This is a genomic window from Segetibacter sp. 3557_3 (genome assembly GCF_004354985.1).
Taxonomy (GTDB): Bacteria; Bacteroidota; Bacteroidia; order Chitinophagales; family Chitinophagaceae; genus Segetibacter.
Window position 1 is genome coordinate 44,876 of sequence record NZ_SMSK01000019.1, and the last position, 18,550, is coordinate 63,425.

The window sequence follows — 18,550 nt, forward strand, 5'->3', positions numbered from 1 at the left end:
CATTAATTAATCGATTACCTAAAAAGTCATTTTGTAGGGCGCTTACATCAAGGTATTTGGAGCTACCTGCTTCCGTAATCAGGCCAGCTCTGTGCAGCAACCTTATTAGAATTCGGGCAGGGTAGTCAAACCAGGTAGAAGCCTGAACGGGAGCACCAGCATATAGCTAAAATTTTAATAAAAGCATCTGCAGCCTTTAAGATTCAAGGGGATTAACTTTTTAAAGCAGCAGCAACCTCTGAGTCATATTAGGAACACTTCTTTTATCCTTTTAGATGTAAAGCTATCTAAACTGCTTGCAAGCCGGTTTACGGGTGTACAGAATAGAGCCGGGATGACAAAAAGGGGTCTGGTCGTTCTCAAGTAACGCTCACCGGTAATTGTAGGCAAAAACGGGTTATTCCGGTTGGGGAACCTGATTACTTAGAAACTTTTTATGGATCCGGGCTTCTCGCTTTCCTTTGCAGTCATGAAAAAACAAAATCGTTCGTTGCTTATATTGATATTGGGTTTGCTTTCGGCTATAGGACCCTTTTCAATAGATATGTACCTGCCTGGTTTTCCTTCAATTGCAGCAAATCTGAACACTACCGTTGAATATGTAGCCTACTCCCTTTCAAGCTTCTTTATTGGCATTTGCCTGGGACAGCTGCTCTGCGGGCCGCTACTAGACAGGTTCGGACGGAAAGTCCCCCTTTGTATCGGCCTTGTTCTCTATATTATCGCTTCTATTGGTTGTTCTATGTCGACATCGGTTGAAGCCCTTATTGCTTTCCGGTTTTTACAGGCCATCGGAGGTTGTGTTGGCATGGTCGCACCTAATGCAATTGTTCGCGATGTGTTTCCAGTCCAGGAAAACGCACGTGTATTTTCACTGCTCATCCTTATACTGGGTGTTTCTCCCATTCTTGCTCCAACCGTGGGCAGTTATGTTGTAGCTGCTTTTGGATGGCAGTATGTATTTATTGTTTTGTCTGTTGTAACGGCTTTGATCCTCGCGGCAGTTGTGCTTTGGTTACCTGAGAGTAAAAAACCTGACCCCACATTTTCGCTGAAGCCAAAACCAATTCTAAATGGTTTTGCCAGCGTCTTTAAAGAACCCCAGTTTACAACCTATGCAATTGCGGGAGCAACAGCTTCTGCAGGTCTTTTTGCGTACCTGGCCGGCTCTCCGTTTGTGTTTATGACGTTGTACGATGTAACTGAGCAGCAATATGGTTGGATCTTTGGTGCAATTGCAGCAGGCCTTATTTCGAGCAGCCAGGTGAATAACTTGCTACTTAGAAAATACACCAGTTCGCAGATTATCAGAACGGTGTTATTGTGCCAGTCTTGTATAGGCATTGTACTTGTTGGCGGCGTATTGCTCGGTGTACTTGGCCTTTACGGATCGATATTTTTAATGTTCCTGTTTTTAAGCTGCCAGGGGTTCACCTTTCCGAATTCCGCTGCGCTTGCAATGGCGCCTTTTACCAAAGGAGCCGGTAGTGCCTCGGCCTTGATGGGTGCTTTGCAAATGTGTTTTGGTGCGATCGCTTCTGCACTGGTGGGCATTTTGTTTAATAACACCGCTGTTCCAATGACGGCAATTATGGCCGGGTGTAGTTTATTGGGCCTGACCATTCTGTTAGTCGGTCAAAAGCGGGTGCAGTATAAAGCCAGGAACGAAGATGTGCAGGCCGAGTCGCTTGAACTTATCGAGAAGTGTTGATCACCACATTGCAACCGTACCGGGTGATTAGGAAACCGGCTTTGTTCTGTTAGCTTCCAAACTTTCTAAAACTGTAGATAAATGATAGCAGGAAGTAACGCTGCAGCACATTGGTACGTACGTCTTCAATATAGTTTTCTTCTACGTTACGGGTAATACTCTTGTTTTGATTTAAAGCGTCAAATACCGATAGCTTTAACTCGCCTTGTTTTTTGGCAAAAAGCTGCTTCGACAAACTTGCGTTAAGCAGGGGAACAGATTGATTGTAGCCCTGCGCCTGTCCGAATGTTTTGCTGTAGTCAAAATCAGCACCAACGATCCAACCGCTTTCTGTATTGTAAGTCGGCTCCACTGAAAATACCTGTACAAAGTAGTTTCCATTTTGTTGTGGTCGTAAGCTATACAATGCAATGTTGTAGGTAGACGAGCTTGAAAAGTTGAGGTCGAAGTGCTCATCTATATTTGTTGTCAGCCGTACTCTTTCGCCAAAACTAAAGTTGCGCGTAAAGCCCTTTGTATTGTTTACCAGGTTTACATCGCGACTGTGTGAAAGGTCAGTCGACAGGTTAACATTGGATTTGATTCTCTTTATAGAAAAGCCGTAGTTCACGTACCCCTTAAAGTTGTAAGCCCCATTAAGGTTAACCGGTTTCGAATATTGCGCCAATGGCTCCAATTCCACATTGTCCACAACAATTTTCGACTGACCTGTATTAATCGTAATTGCATTACTGATCTTATTATCCAGCACCGTACCGCTTACCCGGATGATAAAGTTGCTTGCCTTAGCTGCATTTACCTTGGTATACCTTAGGTTGAAATTATTTGAAAACTCCTGTTTGAGTGCGGGATTTCCCCGGGTAATATTTAGTAAGTTGGTATTGTCAACAATGTCCTGCAATTGCATTATACCAGGTTGCCTTGTGCTACCGCGATAGTTAAAGCGAAAGTTAGCACCCCTGTTTTTACGGTATTGAATGGTAGCCGTGGGAAAATAGTTGTTGAAAGTTTGCGCCAGTACCTTCCCGCGGGTTTGGTTATCGCTGCTGATCTTCGTTTGCTGGGCCGAAAGCCCAACTGAGTAATTCCACTCCTTGTTAAGCTGTCTCCGGTAACTAAAATCCCCTCGCTGCGAAAAGTTCACGTTTTTAAATTTGTTACTCAGGATCGTGTCCACAACATCATAAGCACCCGTGGTGCGGTTGTAGCTATTGGTTCGTTGATCCGAAAGATTCACATTCTGATCAACTTCGTAACTCAGTTCAAGATTGCTCTTGGTGGAGAGTGCCTCGGTAAAGGCAAGCCGCAGGCTGCCGTTGTTGGTGTTCCTGCTGATATCGCTTACCCGGTTAGTTGTATCCTTTTTTGTTGTGCCGCCTGCATAATCATTCGTGTAGTTAAACGCCCGCCGGTCGGTATTGCTTTCACTTATCCCCTGGTTAAGGTTTACGGAAATCGTTCTACCCCTTTTCGCAAAGCGATGCCTGAACAAAATATTATTGTTCAGGTCGGAGCCATCCGTTAAAGAATTGTTGATGGTTTGAACATCCCTTTGGTTTACAACCTTACCCCTCGTAAGAAAAGAGTTTACCTCGCTGAAGCTGTTGGTTCGTTGCCGGTTATACGACGATCGAACCAGAACGGAAGTCGCAGAGTCGAATTTGTGATCAACTTCAAGATTAAAGTTATGGCTCATGTTCCTGTTGTTGCCATACCTGCCATTGCTGTTAAAAAGTGAAGAGTCACCTGCAACAAATGTTTCCCTTAACCTTGCTGACTGGTTTACGGTGTTCACGTTATTGTAACGGTAATTGCCGCTCACCTCTGTTTTAGTACCATAAACATCACTGTAGTTAATACCACCCGAATAAGTTCGGGCAATACCCGATTGCCCCATATTGGCGATGTTTCCAAACGCACCATTCAGGGCGCTGAAGCTGCCGGAATTAATGATGTTCAGGATATCACTAATCGTATAGTTTTCCTGGTTGGTATTGTTTGCCTGTCCAATCACCGATATTTTTCGGTTGCCGTTAAAACGATTGAGGCTGACGTTGGTTCCGTAGCGCCCATCATTACCCGCCGACAAATTCCCTTTACCAAAGTATCCTTTCCTGCGGTCTTTTTTGGTGATGATATTGATCACTTTTTCCTGTACCCCATCATCAAACCCGGTAAATGCACTCTGATCGCTTTGTGCATCAATAATCTGCACTTTATCAATAATATCTGCGGGAAGGTTTTGGGTAGCCATCTTTGCGTCGTTTCCAAAGAACAACTTCCCGTCAACCATAACTTTCGCCACCTGTTCACCCTGCGCTTTTACACTTCCATCTTTCTCAACTTCCAAACCCGGAACTTTCTTCAGCAGGTCATCCGCATTGGCATTTGGTTTTGTTTTAATGTTGCCTACGCTAAACTCCAGCGTATCACCTTTCACCGCCGAAGAGGCCGACGATTTTACAACCACTACACCAAGGTCCTTTGGTGCAGCTGATAGTTGAACTGTCCCCATATTGTAAACCGGGCTTTGGGCACTTACATCAATTTGTTTTTCTGATGGTGTATATCCCTGGAAACTTACCCGGAGTATATAATTTCCGAACGCTATTTTATCGAGAAAGAAGCTGCCGTCTGCTTTCGATAATACCTGGAACAATACAGTGGAGTCGCTGAGCTTTAGTATCGAAATGGTTCCGTCTTTCAGTGATTGCCGGCTTGCGGAGTCAATGACCACACCTTTTACCGAACCGCTGCCAGGCTGCTGCGCCAGTAGCGATAGCCAAGTAAGAAGCATTAAAAGGGTAAAGATGTATTTCATATTACAAAGCTCTCGTGGGTAACACCTGAGATCGCAGGTCAGCAAAACGAATGTAAGGTTGGCTTATGTATTCAACAATGGCAGAAATTACTGTGGTGATAGATTATCTTACTATTCTCGTTGAATCAGAACAACAAATCAACGCTTTAACAATCCATTTTAAGGCGTATAAACAGTTTGAGCATGCATTAGCGCTCAGATATTGTCGACCTCAATAGCCTCTATTTTATACACGCGGTTGGAAGTAATGAACCCCGTTGCTCCCGAAGCCGAAGCTACCGTGTCACCCCTTTAACCCATTTTTGATACCAGCATTTCTTTTCTATAGCATCACCGTTGCGTCGCAAGCACTTTATCGGCAACGCACTGGGCATCTTTAGTCTTCCATTCAAAGCCGCTCCCAGTTCGCAGGGCGGTTTATTACCAAAGTGCCGTTGTAGGTTAACAAAGCTTGCCTGAGTCGACTTGTTGCACGGGTTGTCACCGACTCTTCAACTTTCTATACTGTCCCTGTTTTGTTCCAGTGAAATTGTCCGGCAAAGTAGTGCAATCCCCTACAGCAAAGCTCTTGTTCCATCAAGGGAGTAGCTAGCCGGATTTAAGTTGTGGTAAACGGCAGCGGGCACAAATTGTTCTATTGACAAGTTCTGCTTACATCGTAATCATCCTGGTGATGATTTCTCCGTCAATGCTCAGCTTTACAACATAAGACCCCTTAGCAGCAAACAATTGTCGACTCAACAATTGTTCCTGCGACCCTGCCTGTTGAGCCCCCTTAAACACCTGCGCAACTAACTCCCCCGATGTTTTATAAAGGGCCAGGTTCACGTTTGCTGCTTTAGCCAGCGTATACTTTACGGTAGCGTTATCAATAACTGGTATGGGGTAAACGGCTACCTCTATCGATTTGTTGCTCCTGATCTTGACCAGCAGCATATTGCTATAACCAGTGTTTCCATCGGCATCAACTTGCCTGAGCCTGTAGTGGTATCTACCAGCCTGAACTTTTTTGTCGGTAAAAGCATAAGAAGCCATCGCTGCTGCATTTAGCCTGCCCGCTACAAAGCCAATTATCCTCCAGGTAAGTTCGCTTTGCTCCCTTCGCTCAATGTCCCAACCCTTGTTTTGCACTTCGGAAGCTACTTTCCAATTCAGTAGCACATTATCACCTGCAACCGTCGACGAAAATGAAAGTTGTTGAACGGGCAACGTGCTGCCACCGGTTTCAAACGCACCCAGGTCGGGCGCCGCACCGTTAAAAGGAAAGCCGACATTAACTCCTTTGTCCACCAGGTTGCTTGTTGGCTTCAGCCGAAGGAAGTCTACCACAGGAAGATCGCCATTCGGCTGCCGCGGCGCAACCAGCAGCGCAGTATCTATGCTCAGGAAGTCGTTGGTGCTAACCGTTATACCGGGGTTTAAAAACGTGTTATTGGTAATTACATTTAGCGCAGGATCGTAGCTGGTGATGTCGCCGTTCGCCGACCTGGGGGCGAGACTAATGTTGTTTTTAATGTTGTGGTTATAACCCGGCACGTCAACCAGGTAATCTGAAATGGTTTTTGCTTTCCTGTTGAGCATATTGTAGTTTGCTGCATTCAGGTAGGCGGTATTGTTGTACCAATCGCTGCCTTCAAGATGATGGTTCGAATAAAAACCATTGGACTTATTGCGAACAGCAAGGCAAAAGCGGATGGTGTTCCTGGGAATGTTCACCGGTAATGCGGTGAAAGCACCTCCGCCATAACCCCCGGCCTTAAAACCATTTCCATCAGCCCTGCTTACAAACCCCGGTGTATAGCCATTATAAAATGCCCAGCAGTTTTCAAAGGTTGTTGTTTCATGGGCCGATATGCAATCGTAGCCATCATCGCTGTTAAACCATGCACGACAACCCCTGAAGATATTGTTCACGCCGCCGGCATTGGGATGATTGCCAAAACCGTCTACGTTGCCACCATTAACCCCACCACCCGATTGCGATACGGGATCATTGTTCCGATACGCATCACAATTAAGCACCAGGTTATTGGATCCCCTCGTGAGATAGAAACCAATTGCCATTCCATCGTGCATACTCAGCAATTCATAAATGTTATTGCTTCCACCATTTGCGGCAAAGCAGATGGATTGGGTGTTTGCATTGGTAATCGTTACCTGCATACCCACTACCTCCAGCCCTTTGATGTGTAGCCAGGAACCGGTTACCTCGAAAGCATTGATCCGGTAATTTGGAGGCTTGATATTGGTGTAATTGAAGACAGGCTTTTCACCCGGGTATGCCCAATAATTGATTCGCTTTCCTGGGGTTCCGCTTTTATTCAATAATGTTACGTAGGCCCAGATACCGGAGTAGGCAGCAACCTGGTCTACGCTCATCATATAGGTTCCACCCCTAACATAAACTGTGTCGCCGGGTATCACCGCAGCCTGCGCCTGCTGAATGGTTAGGAATGGGTCATTTACGGTGCCCGGGTTGGTGTTGACACCATTCGGCGCGACATAATAAACCGCTGAAAATAGGGAACCCGGGCACAGGCAATAAAACAAGGTCAACAGCAGGTAGTTTCTCATGATCGGCAATGTTTGGATGAAAGATCCTTTTGTTTTTACAAAGGAAAATTAAGCACTTCTAAGGCAAGTGCTGCATCCAATGGTGTGCAGGATGAAACGCCGGGGTAGAATGATGAGATTGCGGGTAGTTGCAGGTGACAACACCTGCATGGGCGGGATGATGCAGGTGACAACACCTGCATAGGCGGGGATGATGTAGGTGACAACACCTGCATGGGCGAGGGGGGCGATCCACTACCTTACAATAACTTCTTGATTTCAGAAAGGTAAACCCCATTGGTACTGATGCCGTTGTGGTATTCACCCTTTAACATGATGAGTGTATCTGTTGGTTTCATGAGTTCTTTCAGTTTCAGTGAAGAGCCCGGGTAAATGATCTCATCCCGGTCGCCATGAAAGATGACCACGGGCATGGTGCATCGCCTGATAAACTGATCCGTGCGGAACTTGTACTTCAGGATGAAACCCGGAAGAAAAGGATAGATGTTTTTAACAAGGTCGGAGAGGCTATAAAACGGCGCCTCAAGGATCAGCATCTTCGGCCGGTTGTCGGCAGCTATCTTGGTCGCAACTGAAGTTCCGATGGAGTACCCGAGTACAACAATGTTGCTTTCATCATACGTTCTTTTCAGCAGCTCGTATGCCCTCTGCATATCATCGAAGAATTGCTGTTCGCTGTAAATCTTTCCCTCACTTTTGCCATAGCCCCTGTAGTCGGGCATAAAAACATCGTAACCAAGGCTGGTGTAAATAACGGCAAGCTCACCCCATGAACTTACCGATCCTGCATTGCCATGCAAGTAAAAAATAACTCCCTTGGATTGATCTGCTTTGAACAACAGACTGTGCAAAATTGGTCCGTCATTGGTCTTAATGCTTATCTCTTCATAGCTCCGGAAGCTGAAGCTGAAGTTCTGGCTAAGCTTCTGTGGAAAAAAGATCATCTTTTCCTGTACCCAGTACAAGACCCCGCAAAGGACGAGGTACAACGCGAGCAAGATTAAAAGCACTTTTATAAATACCATTTGCGGACTGATTAGTTGTTGGGGAAAATGGCTTGTTGAAGTTGCTGTTCACTTTAGCCGAAATTGGGGCTTTAAAAGCTGGAACAGGCTCTTATAGATATGGCAAGAATTATTCCCGTTAGGGATGTGTTTTCATAGACGGCTCCTCATGCTAATGGGTGTTGTTGCGTATTCGAGCGCAATGACTTCCCGAAAACCATTTGTCTTTGATCCACCCGGCTTTATCTGCCTCGCAGGTAAAAGCCGCTTATAGATCAGGGGTACAAGAGTGCGACGCAACCGGGGTTACATTGAAGTTCCACCTGCCGGGTCCATAAAAAAGCTTTCGATTAATCACGTATTTTCAGGGGCACCATTTTGGTGGATGCAACGGTACAAAACAACAGCAATGCAAAATCGAAAACTAGGAATCACGGGAATTGAAGTTCCACCGATTACAGTAGGGGGAAATGTTTTTGGCTGGACCGTAGATGAAGCCGCATCGCACCGGCTGCTGGATGAGTTCGTATCGAATGGGCTGAACTTTATTGATACCGCAAATACCTACAGTAGCTGGGTACCAGGTAATAAGGGTGGTGAATCGGAAACAATTATCGGCAACTGGATGAATCAACGGGGAAACAGGAGCCAACTTGTAATTGCTACTAAGGTGGGCTCGGAGATGGATGGCCGTAAGGGATTGGGGAAGCGCTACCTTCTCGAAATGGTCGATGAATCGTTACGGCGCTTGCAGACCGACTATATCGACCTTTACCAGGCACACTACCCCGATCCGGAAACCCCGATTGAAGAAACCCTCGAGGCATTCGACCAATTGATAAAACAAGGGAAGGTACGTGCAGTAGGTGCTTCTAATTATTCACCCGAACAACTCAGGGAAGCAATAGCCGTAAGTAACCGCACCGGACTGGTGCAGTATGCAACATTGCAACCGCTGTATAACCTGTACGACAGGCTTGATTTTGAAAAGGAACTTGGACCCATTTGCGCCGAAAACAACGTGTCAGTGATCAATTACTATGCACTGGCAAGTGGCTTTCTTACAGGAAAGTATCGCTCAGAAGATGACCTGGGTAAAAGTAAGCGTGGTGGCGGCATTAAGAAGTACCTCGACAAAAGAGGATTGCGTATACTGGCTGCACTTGACGAGGTAGCCGCATACAATGAAACCACACCTGCTACCATTGCAATTGCCTGGTTGCTGGCTAAACCTGTTGTTACTTCTGCTATTGCAAGTGCCACTACACCGGAACAAATCAGGGACCTGGTTAGTGCGACAAAAGTCACACTTGATGCGCAGGCGCTTGAATTTTTAGATACTGCCAGCGCCGAAGAAGAGCCCGCTTTGTAAGCTGGCCATGCTGAAACACACGGTATTTTTTTTTCTTGATAAAACAGCCGGCTATGAAAACGATGCACGAGCAATTTTGTGCAATGCTCCAGAAGAGCCCGAATAAAGGTGGCTGGACCTATGTAATATGGCCTGAGTCGGTCAGCTTTTTTGGAACCCGGGGCCTGGTTAAAGTAAGGGGAACCATTGACGGGCACCCATTTAAAAGTTCGTTTATGGCAATGGGCGATGGCTCGCACCTTTTGCCCATAAAAGCTGAAATACGTAAAGCAATTGGCAAGGAAACCGGTGACCTGGTAACCGTTCTACTTGAAGAGCGGCTGTTGGATCTTAAGTGAAAGTCTTGTTTCACCCGGTGACTGCATCTGCTATCACCGTATGCAACACTACTTGCCGCATTAAACAAAAGTGCGCAACGGCTTTGGACTAAGTATAGCAATAATCGGTATAGGTGCGCATTATGGGTAAGAGAATATTTTCTAAATTACGCACGCTCAATACAGGCGATAACAATAACGATTTCTTTTAGCGTAAAAACCAATCAACGTGGCCAATCATCAGCTTCGCATTTTCCGAAATCCAATTATCTATTTTCTCGTTCTCATGCTTTTTGTTCGCTTGGATGCCCACGCGCAGCAGTCGAATGAAGACATTTTTAAAAGCAAGTACATAAAAAACACGCTTCAAAAAGTTACGACCTGGCAGTTGCAAAACCCCAAGCACAGGCCGACCGATTGGACGAATGGTGCGTTTTACGCCGGGGTGGTGGCCGCTTATCAAACCACCAAAGCAGGATTTATACGGGACTCGCTACTTGCCCTTGGCGAAAGAACTGGTTGGCAGCCTGGTCCGCGTTACGACCATGCCGATGATATTGCAATCAGCCAGACCTATATTGATGTTTACCGGATGAAAAAGGACCGTAAAATGATACAAGGTACCATTGACACGGTGCAAAAGTTACGTACGGTTCCTGGTCCTGAAATGAAGCGACATGGGATTACGTGGTGGTGGTGTGATGCCCTGTTTATGGCACCGCCAACGCTTGCAAAACTTGCAGTTACCCTGAAAGATCCTTCCTACCTGGCGCTTAATGATTCACTTTTCAGGCAGACCTACGATTTGCTATACAACACTACAGAACACCTGTTTGCCCGCGACGCCAGCTACCTGGTAACTAAAGAAGGGGTTGGTAAACGTGAAAAAAATGGCAAGCTGGTTTTCTGGTCGCGTGGTAATGGCTGGGTAATGGGTGGCCTGGTGAGGTTACTTGAAGAAATGCCCACCAACCATCCAACCCGTAACTTCTACCTGGGTATCTATCGCGAGATGGCAGAAAAAATTATTACGCTTCAACAGCAAGACGGTTTGTGGCGGGCCAGTTTATTGGATCCTGAATCGTACCCGGGTGGAGAAGGCAGCGGTTCCGGTTTTTATTGTTATGCATTGGCCTGGGGGATCAACAGGGGACTATTACCAAAAGACAAATACCTGCCCGCGGTACAAAAGGCATGGACAGGTTTAAACACCTTGTTATCCCCTGATGGCCGTGTGGGCTGGGTACAACCGATTGGGGCTGATCCGCAGAAGAACTTCAGTGCAGAAAGTTGGGAAGTGTATGGTGCAGGAGCTTTCCTGCTTGCTGGCTCCGAGGTAATCAAATTGAAGCGGTAGTAGGCCGCTGCGCCATTAATTGGATTCATTGGCAACTTGTATTATCGCACTTGTCTAAATGAGCCCCCGACAAAGTCTATTTTGACACCGGTTTTCCGGCTCTTGCTGCTTTAGTTTTGTGGAAAATACAAGTGTTCACGGTAACCCCATTGTCATGAAATCAACTTCCATTTTATTATCCGTTTTGCTGTTGCTGGCCTTTAAAACAAAAGATAACCCACTCACGCAGGCAGAACGTAACTATGCTTCCACATCGCTTAATACAACTGCGCTGGAGGTAGCCAGTTCAATCAAAGGTTTGTCTAATGCACAGCTAAAGTTTAAACCTGGCCCAGACAAATGGTCGATTGAAGAATGTATGAAACACATTGCTGTTTCGGAAAAGAACTTGTGGAATTTGGTTGAAACTTCCCTGAAGCAGCCGGCTAACCCGGAAAAGAGGATTGAACTTAAAAATACAGATGAACAGGTTATAAAAGGCGGTGAGAGCCGGGAAAATAAGGTAAAAACGTTTGACGCACTGAAACCAGAAAACACTTCGTTTACTTCCGCTGCTCATGCGCTTACTTCCTTCACAGAAAGCAGGGAAAAACTAATTGCATTTGTAAACAGCACCACCGAAGACCTTCGCAATCACGTGACCATCTTACCAATGGGAAGCTTCGACGCTTACCAACTTATCCTGCTGATATCGTCGCACAGCAAGCGGCACACGAAACAGATTGACGAAGTAAAGGCAGACCCAAACTTTCCTAAAAGCTAGACCCGGACCAGTCAGTAGCAGCGATTTGCCCGGGCTAACAGGGATGACTAACTTATTCCAGGGCCCTCATAATTTGGGCTCCGTGCCTTCCGCGGAATACCTGCAGGTGTAGGCTGCTTCGCCTTTTGTCGCCGGGGGCATATTATTACTGCAGTTGGTTGTTTAGCAGCCTATGGTGATTCCATTTTACAGAATTAATGCAGCCAATCACATCCGTAGATATTCAGTAAGGATGGCCAGACTTCGTTCATCAAATCACCCCTGGATACCCCTGTTTCTACCGTCACTGTTGGCCGCCTTTTAGATGAAGGGAAACTACAGTTTGCATCAATGAAAGCAGTTGTGTTTAATATTACACCGCCGGCAAAAGGTTGCAGAATGGCTGAAACCTCGAGTGGGATTTTATTCTTTGCCAATACCGGTTGGGTAAATAGTCCTGGTTGTTGAGCCAACAGCACCGGTAAAAGACCTAAGAGGAACAGTATGGAGAACTTTCTCATAGTTTATAATGTTTTCGGGTTTAAGCCCCATTGCTTACGACCACAACATTAACACACATCTAATTCGGCTTTTATGGTATGTGTTGAACATGCCGATAAATGTTACCATTCGACCAGGATGATCTCCGGATAACAAAACAAGACTCGTCAACGGGTATATTCCATTTTCGTGAAAGCAGTATGTACCCGTCGCTCTTCTGAAGCAGGATTCACCACATATTCTGATCGTTTCGTCACTTTCCACCCAACACGGTCTTGTTAATGGACTAGCATTGCAGTCTAAACAATACCATGACAGACTTAATAAAAAAGCCAACAAATTTTAACCGGATTGAATTCTGGGGAGCAGCGACCATATTTGTATTTATCATCTTCTTTTTTGTAACCGAAGGCATCGGGAATATTGTGAAAGACACGGCCCCGAACATGTTTCTGTTTGAACTTGCAGGCGTGCCTTTCGACGGCTACTCCAACTACTTCGTTCCCTTACTCATCAAGTACACCACGCTTTTTACTGCTTTTGTGCTGCTCAATTTTCTTTTGATACCCAGGCTTCTGAAGCGGGAAGCCATGATAAAAAATACCCTGCTGGTTATACTGGTTTTTATTTCCGCTTTTTTAATCTTTGGCGCAGCGGATACATGGTTGGACGGCCATCTTTTTCCACAATATGCTTCTCCCGTACTGGCACAAAATGTAATATTTCAAAAGAGCCTTTTGTATACGTGCTGGTTGTCGGCCGTTTTCTTTTTTTACAGCCTGATCAAATATGCGGGTATTTATCTCTTATACAACTCGGAACTCATTAGGACACGATACCCATTTGTAACACGTGAGATTATTGTTTCCGTAATTGTTTGGATGATTACCATGTTTCTGCTGGTTGTAGGAGATGCAGATAAAGAGATAGCCTTAGCCTGGGGCTGCATCATCCCATCCGGGATCATATGGTTTTCGTTTGCGTTTTACTATCTCATACCAAGGTCGGTGAACAAGAAGAGATCCTTCCTGCTCTACATCGGAAAAACTTTTTTGATACTCCTGGTTACCTATTTGCCGGTTGCCTTGTTGATTATGTTGATCGTACAGGATGATGATGACGCTTTTAGCTTTAGCCTTTTTAATGCGCTTTTTCAACTATTCATTACCGCACCATTATCGTGGGTATTATATAAGCAACACCTGAAAGGAAACGAAGAAGTTTATGTATTAAAAAAAGAGCTCGGAAAGTCAAACGCAAGCTTTGATTTTTTACGTTCTCAAATCAATCCGCATTTTTTGTTCAATGCACTCAATACCATTTATGGCACCGCCATACAGGAAAAAGCTGAGCGTACAAGTGAAGGAATCGAAAAACTTGGTGATATGATGCGGTTTATGTTGCAGGAAAATATGCAGGACAAAATCTCGCTGGCGCGCGAGGTAGAATATCTTAATAATTACATCAGCCTTCAAAGATTGCGAACCGATACAAGCCCCGGAATAAACATTGAAACAAATATCCATGCATCGGTGATGCCTGTTGAGATCGCACCAATGTTATTGATACCTTTTGTAGAAAATGCCTTTAAACATGGGATAAGTTTCCGCGAGCCCTCTCATATTAAAGTTAACCTGGAGGTTAAGGATGGGGGACTTTACTTTGACGTTTACAATACCAAGCACGTTAAAGTACAGAATGATCCGGAAAAAGACAAAAGCGGGATCGGGCTGACCAATGTTAAACAGCGTTTACAACTGTTGTATCCCCGCAAGCATGAACTTATTATTCGCGAAACCAGCAACCAGTTTTTTGTACACCTTACACTGCAATTAACTTAAACTGGTTTTCGTGCCTGGTCTGTTTTTGGGAGCCGGCCGTAGATAGCTGCGGGCCCGGTTCCCGCCCGGATGGACCCCCGGCAGAATGATTTCTTGTCGGGCTGGCGGTGCGAACGGGTTTCTCTCCCTTGTACGGTATAACACTATTCACCCCAATATGTCCGTAAGTTCCGGCAACATGCATTTGCCAAATTAATTTAGGGCGCAGCTTGTCTGGCAGCTGTTATAACTTTAACCTTACCCGGTTAACACCCGTATACTTCATGAAAGCGATTGCAATAGATGATGAGCCAATAGCATTAGAGATCGTTAAGTCGCATGCTTCCAGGGTGCCTTACCTTGATCTTAAGGCAACCTTTACGGACGCTTTTAAGGCATTGGAATATTTGCAGAAAGAACATGTAGACCTCATTTTCCTCGACATCAAAATGCCGGATATGTCGGGGATCGACTTCTTTAACAGCCTTAATAAAAAGCCGCTTGTTATTTTCACCACTGCATACACTGAACATGCAGTAACCAGTTTCGAACTGGACGCAGTTGATTATCTGCTAAAGCCATTTTCGCTTTCCCGCTTTATCAAAGGCTGCAACAAAGCTTTTGAGCTATTTAACTTCAGGAACACATCCGAGCCCATCGACTTTCTTTATGTAAAAACGGGCTACGAACAGGTAAAGGTTTATTTTGACGATATCCTGTACCTGGAAGCCACCGGCAACTATGTGACATTTGTCTCAAAAGATAGTTCGCTTCTTTCCCGCATTACACTCGCAGAAGCAATTGGACTGCTTCCGGCCAATAAATTTGCGCGGGTTCACCGTTCTTACCTGGTGGCCATAAACAAGATCAATAAGGTCGATCGCCAGCAGGTTACGATTAATAAAACAGCCATCCCGGTAAGTGAGGCATACAGTAAGGAACTTAGTGCGCTGCTAAGCAGGTAATCATTGTGCCCCGGTGGAAATCGTTTACAGGTATGGACTCTACTAATCCCTTACCTCCCCAGGTTTATAATGGAATAAAACAATCCGTATACATCAAGAGGAAAGGCTCACAAAAAAATATTTTCAAAAAATTTGGCCTGCTTGTCCGGTTAGTGAATACTCATTCGTCAAAAGAGAAAGTATTTTTAACTCAAAACAAATGTTATGGAAAAGTTCATGCTCATCTTTCATGGAGGAATTCAACAAGATGCCTCACCACAGGACATGCAGGCAAATATGGGAAAATGGATGGAGTGGATCGAAAAACTGGATAAAGACGGTAAATACGTTTCAGGTGAGGCGCTTTTACCCGGTGGTAAAGTTGTGACCAGCCCTACTGCGGTTACCGACGGACCATACACCGAAGGCAAAGAAGTGGTTGGTGGTTTTTTTGTAATCAATGCAAATTCGATGGAAGATGCCGTTGGTGTTTGTCGTGATTACCCGGATTATGAATATGGCGGACAGGTACAGGTTCGACCAGTGATGCGGATAGAAATGTAGGGTATGCAGGAACCTGTTAACAAAATAGTAGATCATCTTTTCCGGCATGAGTCGGGAAAGATGATTGCTGTTTTATCCAAACTGCTGGGGTTGCAAAACCTCGGGGCAGCACAGGACCTGACACAAGATACCCTTGTGCAGGCACTGTATACCTGGAGTTACAAGGGTCTGCCCGATAACCCCACCGCATGGCTGTACCGGGTAGCAAGAAACAAGGCCATAGACTACCTGAGGCGTGAAAAAACCTTCCGTGCTGTTCGCGCGCAACACGCAGTTTGGCTTAACGAACAATACACGGTTGATCCCGATGGATCCCTGTTTGAAGAAGGACAAATTGAAGATAGTTTGCTCAGGATGATGTTTGCCTGTTGCCACCCTGCTATCCCGGTTGAGTCGCAAATTGCGCTTGTACTTAAAACCTTGTGTGGTCTCAGTGTTCCTGAGATTGCAAGGGCCTTTCTCCGTGATGAAGAAACCATTTCAAAAAGGGTTTACCGGGCCAGGGAAAAAATCAAGGCTGAAAATATCGCCCTGGAATTGCCATTGTCGCACGAGCTTCCGGCAAGGCTCGATGCAGTTTTACATGCGCTATACCTGCTGTTTAACGAAGGGTATAACTCTTCTCAACCCGAACAACTCATCCGCGAGGATCTTTGTGAGGAAGCGATGCGCCTGGCTTTCCTGCTTACCCAAACCCCCGCAACCAACCTGCCCCGCACAAATGCGCTGTTGGCGCTTTTTTGCTTCCAGGCTTCGCGGCTCAAGGCACGCCTCGGCGAACAAGGGAATATTATTCTGCTAAAACAACAGGATCGAAGCAAGTGGTACCAGCCTCTCATCAGCAAAGGCTATTTCTTTCTCGATACGGCCACACAACACGAAACTTCTATTTACCATCTTGAAGCGGCCATTGCCTACCTGCATGCCGTTGCCCCGTCGTTTGAAGATACAGACTGGAAAGCTATTTATTACCTGTACCAGGTGCTTGCTACTGAACACCCTACACCATTTATCCTGCTAAACAAAGCCATTGCTGCCTCGTATGCACTAGATAAAAGGACTGCGCTTGAAGCATTAAACAACATACAGGGACTCGAAAATTATTACCTGTATCATACTGCCATCGGCGAAATCTATTTCGACCTGCACGAGCATGAACAGGCGTTGAAGCACTATCAAAAAGCATTATCGCTTACCCGTTCTGTTGCCGAACAACAGTTACTACAGCAAAAGTTATTGGCTTGTGTAAATGGTTTTACCCCTTCCGAATTGTGATTAGTTCATGGTTTTATTTCACCTTCTGTATTCGATTTAGTAATTGAATCAACCTTCTGCCCGGAATGTTGTTAGGCTTCATTGCGACTCATACGCTCCGTTTTACTAAATTCGCGCGCATATTTTTACACTGTACATTATGTTGATTGAACCGGGTTCTTTTAAGCGGATATTATGCCTTTGCGCAATGGTTTTAATAACCGTTAATGTCACCAAAGCTCAGGTACTGAAGAAAAGCTTCAACTGGCTGCTGCATCATTCAATTATCGACACGACTTCACCTGGCAATCCCAGCTTCCGCCTTTACCCAACCCTTGCGTATGCGCCCGAAACCGATCTCGAAATTGGTATTACAACCTTATACCTTTTCCAGGCAAATAAAGATACCAATAACCGGATCAGCGAATTAAATGCTTTTACTTTTTTTACGCTGCAGAGCCAATATGGTCTGTGGCTCGAAAATGCCATTTATGGCAATAAAGACAAGTGGTTTATTTTGGGACGTACACGGTTTCAACGTTTTCCCTTGTTGTATTATGGCATTGGTCCGAAAGCAATTAAGGACCACCCTGCCACCATCGATGCAAATTACTTTGTGTTTCGCCAACGGGTACTCCGCAATATTGCTCCCAACCTTTTCCTCGGACCGGAGATAGACTACCAGAGCCTTTATAATACCATTGTCGAGCACCATAAGGATGATCCTATCCGCGAGATGCCACCGGGTAGCAACGGTTCATCAAACCTGGGACTTGGTGGCGCCATTGTATACGACAACAGGCATAATGTCTTGAATGTTCGAAAAGGATATTTTGCCGAGGTGGGCCTGCTTAATTACTCACCCCGGTTGGGCAGCAAATATGGATTTACAGGTATTAATGCCGATTTCCGCAATTACCAACCGGTGAATAAAAGAGACGTTCTTGCCTTTCAGTTTACCGGGAACTTCTTTACGGGCGACGTGCCTTTTAACCAGATGGCATTTATGGGTGGCGAAACCATGATGCGTGGATACTATTATGGCCGTTACCGCGATAAGAATATGCTTGCCGCCCAGGCTGAATACCGTATGCTTCCTTTTGGATTTAGTAAACGCATTGGTGCCGCAGTATTTGCCGGTACAGCAGTCGTCGCGCCACGTATAGGCGATTTCGAAGCTAAAAACCTTAAACTCACCGGGGGTGCAGGTCTGCGGTATTTGCTCTTTCCTAAAAAAGACATCTTTGTCAGGCTCGACTTAGGGGTAACCCAGGAAGGCATCGGGGTCTACTTTTTTACCGGTGAAGCTTTTTGATGCTTCAATAGGATTTCCTCAACAAACAACTTCTGCAACAAGCCTATATCCGTTGGTGAGCATCGTTATTGCCATTAATGCAGTCGAGCTGCCTGCTCCTCTACTGGTATCAGGATCTACCCGACCCTACCCGTAACCACCCGCTTGTTTTCGGGAGCCTTTAAAGAAATGACTTTATTCCAGATTGAGGCATTATTCCTTGCCAACCCGCTTTATCCAATGTAATGCAATGTCGTTGACTTAAGAACTTTTTT

Annotated in this window: 14 protein-coding genes; 10 read left to right on the forward strand and 4 right to left on the reverse strand. The window is 45.4% G+C overall.

Annotated elements, in window-relative coordinates; all coding sequences use genetic code 11:
- The first annotated feature begins 469 nt into the window (after positions 1-469).
- Positions 470-1,711, forward strand: a complete 1,242-nt coding sequence (locus tag EXU57_RS21305; RefSeq protein ID WP_133270291.1) for a multidrug effflux MFS transporter — start codon at positions 470-472, stop codon at positions 1,709-1,711.
- Positions 1,712-1,760: 49 nt separating this feature from the next.
- Here the strand turns inward: EXU57_RS21305 and EXU57_RS21310 are convergent, their stop codons facing one another.
- From EXU57_RS21310 to EXU57_RS21320, 3 genes are all read right to left on the reverse strand, one after another.
- On the reverse strand, positions 1,761-4,532 hold the full coding sequence (locus EXU57_RS21310) for an outer membrane beta-barrel protein (RefSeq protein ID WP_133270292.1): 2,772 nt from the start codon (positions 4,530-4,532) through the stop codon (positions 1,761-1,763).
- Positions 4,533-5,183: 651 nt separating this feature from the next.
- On the reverse strand, positions 5,184-7,106 hold the full coding sequence (locus tag EXU57_RS21315) for a right-handed parallel beta-helix repeat-containing protein (RefSeq protein WP_133270293.1): 1,923 nt from the start codon (positions 7,104-7,106) through the stop codon (positions 5,184-5,186).
- A gap of 239 nt (positions 7,107-7,345) precedes the next feature.
- Entirely contained in the window at positions 7,346-8,131 is a 786-nt protein-coding gene (locus tag EXU57_RS21320; protein ID WP_133270294.1) for an alpha/beta hydrolase, read from the reverse strand.
- A 388-nt stretch (positions 8,132-8,519) separates the two neighbouring features.
- On the opposite strand from EXU57_RS21320, the gene EXU57_RS21325 reads away from it, so the two are divergent.
- From EXU57_RS21325 to EXU57_RS21340, 4 genes are all read left to right on the forward strand, one after another.
- Positions 8,520-9,482, forward strand: a complete 963-nt coding sequence (locus tag EXU57_RS21325; RefSeq protein WP_133270295.1) for an aldo/keto reductase — start codon at positions 8,520-8,522, stop codon at positions 9,480-9,482.
- Between the two features lie 53 nt (positions 9,483-9,535).
- Entirely contained in the window at positions 9,536-9,820 is a 285-nt protein-coding gene (locus EXU57_RS21330; protein WP_207955561.1) for a DUF1905 domain-containing protein, read from the forward strand.
- Positions 9,821-10,028: 208 nt separating this feature from the next.
- A complete protein-coding gene (locus tag EXU57_RS21335; protein ID WP_207955562.1) occupies positions 10,029-11,156 on the forward strand; it encodes a glycoside hydrolase family 105 protein in 1,128 nt (375 codons plus the stop codon).
- Positions 11,157-11,310: 154 nt separating this feature from the next.
- Positions 11,311-11,919, forward strand: a complete 609-nt coding sequence (locus EXU57_RS21340; protein WP_133270296.1) for a DinB family protein — start codon at positions 11,311-11,313, stop codon at positions 11,917-11,919.
- A gap of 194 nt (positions 11,920-12,113) precedes the next feature.
- On the opposite strand, the gene EXU57_RS21345 is transcribed toward EXU57_RS21340, so the two are convergent.
- Entirely contained in the window at positions 12,114-12,419 is a 306-nt protein-coding gene (locus EXU57_RS21345) for a hypothetical protein (RefSeq protein WP_133270297.1), read from the reverse strand.
- Positions 12,420-12,710: 291 nt separating this feature from the next.
- Here EXU57_RS21345 and EXU57_RS21350 point away from each other — a divergent pair, with 291 nt between their 5' ends.
- From EXU57_RS21350 to EXU57_RS21370, 5 genes are all read left to right on the forward strand, one after another.
- Complete coding sequence (locus tag EXU57_RS21350) at positions 12,711-14,240, forward strand: sensor histidine kinase (protein WP_133270298.1); 1,530 nt, start codon at positions 12,711-12,713, stop codon at positions 14,238-14,240.
- Positions 14,241-14,503: 263 nt separating this feature from the next.
- Complete coding sequence (locus EXU57_RS21355; protein ID WP_133270299.1) at positions 14,504-15,184, forward strand: LytR/AlgR family response regulator transcription factor; 681 nt, start codon at positions 14,504-14,506, stop codon at positions 15,182-15,184.
- 204 nt (positions 15,185-15,388) lie between these two features.
- Positions 15,389-15,727, forward strand: coding sequence for a YciI family protein (locus tag EXU57_RS21360; protein WP_133270300.1), 339 nt, complete (start codon positions 15,389-15,391; stop codon positions 15,725-15,727).
- 3 nt (positions 15,728-15,730) lie between these two features.
- Complete coding sequence (locus EXU57_RS21365) at positions 15,731-17,002, forward strand: RNA polymerase sigma factor (RefSeq protein ID WP_133270301.1); 1,272 nt, start codon at positions 15,731-15,733, stop codon at positions 17,000-17,002.
- 139 nt (positions 17,003-17,141) lie between these two features.
- On the forward strand, positions 17,142-18,296 hold the full coding sequence (locus EXU57_RS21370; protein WP_243745682.1) for a BamA/TamA family outer membrane protein: 1,155 nt from the start codon (positions 17,142-17,144) through the stop codon (positions 18,294-18,296).
- Positions 18,297-18,550 lie beyond the last annotated feature (254 nt).